Annotated in this window: 3 protein-coding genes; 1 reads left to right on the top strand and 2 read right to left on the bottom strand. The window is 71.0% G+C overall.

Going from position 1 to position 3,606, the window contains the following annotated elements; all coding sequences use genetic code 11:
- Positions 1-276 (bottom strand): maleylpyruvate isomerase family mycothiol-dependent enzyme (locus J7E86_RS22200; protein ID WP_215083496.1); only part of this gene is annotated, 276 nt, incomplete at its 3' end.
- Positions 277-493: 217 nt separating this feature from the next.
- Here J7E86_RS22200 and J7E86_RS22195 point away from each other — a divergent pair.
- The gene (locus tag J7E86_RS22195) at positions 494-1,705 is read left to right on the top strand and encodes a serine hydrolase (protein WP_215083495.1); all 1,212 of its coding nucleotides are present in this window, start codon (positions 494-496) and stop codon (positions 1,703-1,705) included.
- A 71-nt stretch (positions 1,706-1,776) separates the two neighbouring features.
- Here J7E86_RS22195 and J7E86_RS22190 read toward each other — a convergent pair whose 3' ends face one another.
- Positions 1,777-3,327: a phospholipase D-like domain-containing protein gene (locus J7E86_RS22190; protein WP_308312680.1), complete on the bottom strand. Its 1,551-nt coding sequence runs from the start codon at positions 3,325-3,327 to the stop codon at positions 1,777-1,779.
- Positions 3,328-3,606: the final 279 nt, after the last annotated feature.

The raw sequence follows: 3,606 nt of genomic DNA, 5'->3' as shown, positions 1-3,606 counted from the left end.
CAGCTCGGCGGCCAGCGCCGCGGTGGGCCGTCGCGCCGCGTACCGCCGGGCGGTGTCGCGCACCATGCGGTCGACGCTGCCCCGCGCCCGTACGAGGCCGGTCAGCGCGACTCCGGGCCCGGTGCGGGACAGGGCAAGGTGCGCCGCGACGTCGCGCACCCGCCAGCCGGCGCAGAGGGAGGGCTTCTCCCACTCCTCGTCGGCGAGCTCGTCGAGCAGGTCGGCGAGGCCCAGCCGCTCGACGTCGGTCGCCCGCCAGATCTCCTCGGACTCCATGGGCTCACCCCCACAGACGCGACATGTGTGGTTCATCCCATTTTAGTCGCCACTCGCCCGGGAACGCGGCCTGCGCCCGGCCTGCGGAGCGCCACCTTCCGCCGCACGGCGGCGTGGCCGGATCACGCCCATGCCGTCCAACTGCGCTCAACTCTCCCGCGTGTTGACGGAGTCCTGCCTCCCGTACACACCGACGCAAGGGGAGGGGCAGTACCGCATGAGGATACGTACCGTACGCAGGACCCTGCTGGGAGCGCTGGCCGCGGCCGTGGTGAGCGCGACGGCCCTGACGACACCGGCCTCGGCCGTCACCGGCAAGGGGCACGACCCGCACGCCGCCACCCGTGCCGCCATGGAGACCCAGGTCAAGGCCGGTATCCCGGGGCTGCTGGGTCAGGTCCGGGACGAGGCGGGGACCTGGAAGGGATCCGCCGGCGTCGCCGACCTCACGACGAACCGGCCGCGGCTGGCGCAGGACAGATTCCGGATCGGCAGCATCACCAAGGCGTTCGTCTCCGTCGTCCTGCTCCAGCAGGAGGCCGAGGGCAGGCTGAGCCTGGACGACACGATCGACCGCTGGCTCCCGGGCGTCGTCAAGGGGCACGGCAATGACGGCACGAAGGTGACCGTGCGTCAATTGCTGAACCACACCAGCGGAATCTACAACTACACCGACGACCCGGAGTTCCGGAAGCTGCTCACCACCGGCTTCCTGGAGCACCGCTACGACACCTTCACGCCGCGCCGGCTGGTGGACGTCGCCACCTCTCACGACCCCGTTTTCCGGTCGGGCACGAGCTGGCGCTACTCCAACACCAACTACATCCTCGCCGGCATGATCGCCGAGAAGGTCTCCGGCCGCTCGTACGCCGACGAGATCACCCGGCGCGTGATCAAGCCCCTGGGCCTGCGCACCACCGTGCTGCCCGGGACCTCGGCACGGATGCCCGCCCCGCACGGCCGGGCCTACAGCAAGCTGCTGGACGACCCGGACGCCAAGATCTACGACACGACCGAGCTCAACCCCTCCTGGGGCGGCGCCGCGGGCGAGATCATCTCCACGGCCGGCGATCTGAACACGTTCTACGGCGCGCTGCTGGGCGGCGAACTCCTGCCGAAGGCCCAGCAGCGGGAGTTGCTCACCACCGTGCCGACGGGGGGCCAGCTCCCGGGCGCCCGGTACGGCCTCGGCGTGGCGTCCATTACCACGTCCTGTGGGGCGACCGTGTGGATGCACACCGGTGGCATCCACGGCTCCACGTCCCTGGCGACCTCCTCCCCCGACGGGCGGCACACCTCCTCGTTCAACTACAACGGTGACTGGACGGGCGACCCGGACAAGCTGGTCGAGGCCGAGTACTGCGGTACGACGGACCGGCCCGCCGGCGCGGGCGCGTCGGCCCTGGCGTCGCTGACCGCGCAGCGCTGACACGGGAACGGCTCCCGCCGGCGCCCCCGAGGGGGACGGTCCGGCGGGAGCCGTCGGGTCCGTGGTGCGGATCAGCCCTGGCAGACGCCGCGCTCGTAGTCGAACGTGGCACTGTCCTTGGAGTACTGCCACTGCGGGGCGAGCAGCTTGGCGTCCAGCTGCTTGGCCGCGTCGGGGCTCTCCACCATGTAGCCGAAGTCCTGGAGCCAGGAGGGGTACAGGTTCTTCGAACCGATGTAGAAGGCGGAGCCGTCCACCGAGACCAGCTTGTGGTGCTGCGCGTAGGGGCGCCCGTCGGCCCACTTGGGGTTCGTGGAGCTGCGGAACGCCGCCAGCTGGAGCGTGGAGCACATCGCGTTCTTCGCGGACTTCTGGTCGCCGGTCACGAGGGCGAGCCGGGCGCGGAGCGTGTCACTGATCTCGTTCAGTGACTTGATCTGCGAGTAGCCGCCGCTGCCGACCGCGCCGTGGTTGGCCGGGTCGCTGACGACGATGCGGACCTTCACGCCGGCCGCCATCTTCGCGGCGAGGGCGTCGTAGAGCCGGATGTCGTAGCGCGGGAGCGGCGGGCACGTGGCGTTGAGGTCCTGCTGGGAGATCTCGATGTGGCCGCTCGCGCTGGAGACCAGCGCCCGCAGGGCGCTCTCCTCGGGGTTGACCGTGTCGTAGTCGCGGTCGGCGTTGGTGTTGTCGTGCACGCCGACGACGCACTTCGTGTCGGGCGCGCTCGGCAGGGTCGGCCGGAACGCCGAGGAGGCGTCCTTGTCCTTGATGCCGACGCCGAGGCCGCCGACGGCGATCACGGGGACGTCGCCCGTGGGCCGGGCCGCGCCGGCGTTCTCGTCCTTCTCCATCGACGGCATGCAGCCGGCGCCGTTGGAGGAGGCGAACCAGACGCTGGCGATGTTGCTCTTGTTCTGGCACGTCCAGGCCCAGAGGGTGTCCAGGTACTTGCCGGCCGAGCCGGCGGCCGGGCCGGTGAGCGCGAGGTCGACGTCCGACACCGGGTGGGCGGTGTCGAGGTAGTCGTCCTTCCAGCTGTTGATGCCACCGGTGATCGCCGACTGGCCGTCGACGACGAGCAGCTTGGAGTGGTTCCACGAGAACGCGGTCTTCGACGTCGTCATCGACGCGACGTTCAGCGTGACGTTGGCGGCGGCCTTGCCGAGCTTGGCCGTCAGCTCGTCGCGGTACTTCGACGGCAGGACGTTCATGTGGTAGACCGGCGCGGCCCCGACGAGGACCCGGACCTTCAGCTTGTGCCCGGCCTCGGCCGAGGTCTTCAGCCCGGCGACGATCGCGTCCTGGAACGCGCCGTTGGGGAACGGCGCCAGCGTGGATATGTCGACCGTGCGCGTCGCGCCGGCGATGTTCTCCGTCATCTTCGCCAGCAGCCGCTTGGTGCCGGGGCGTTCGGCGCACTTGTCGTCGCCCCAGCAACCGGGCGTCTGGAGCAGCCAGTCGGCCTGATCGGCGGTGGAGGCGTCGAGCTTGTTACCGCCGGTCCGCTCCCACACGCTGCCCTCCAGGCCGGGCGAGACCTCGCGCAGGGTCCGCTCGACGGCGTCGAGGTGCGGGGTGCCCGGGGCGGAATCAGCGAGCGCCGGGGCGGCGGGGAGCACGGCGAGAGCGACGGCCGAGGCCGCCGCGCAGCCTGCGAGACGGTGTAAACGGCGGAGCCGGTGACGAGCCAATTTCGCATCCTTGTCGAGATGAGGTCGGGGATGAGGTGGCGGACGGCCGGGTGGTGCGCGGCGCGACGAACCCGTCGCGCCCGTGCGCGGCGCTCCGGCGGCCGCACAAGATCAACTCACTGAAGTTACCAGTATGGGGAGGGGCCCGGCACCAGGCCGTGTCCGGCGGATCTTCGGCTGCGGGTCGGCTTTGCCGCCTGCGGCGGC

The sequence above is a fragment of the Streptomyces sp. ISL-11 genome, assembly GCF_018614525.1.
GTDB lineage: Bacteria > Actinomycetota > Actinomycetes > Streptomycetales > Streptomycetaceae > Streptomyces.
This window is presented reverse-complemented; position numbering and strand designations above follow the sequence as displayed.

Coding starts and splice junctions, on each gene's coding strand:
- J7E86_RS22195 (WP_215083495.1), top strand. CDS start 494: ATGAGGATACGTACCGTACGCAGGACCCTGCTGGGAGCGCTGGCCGCG.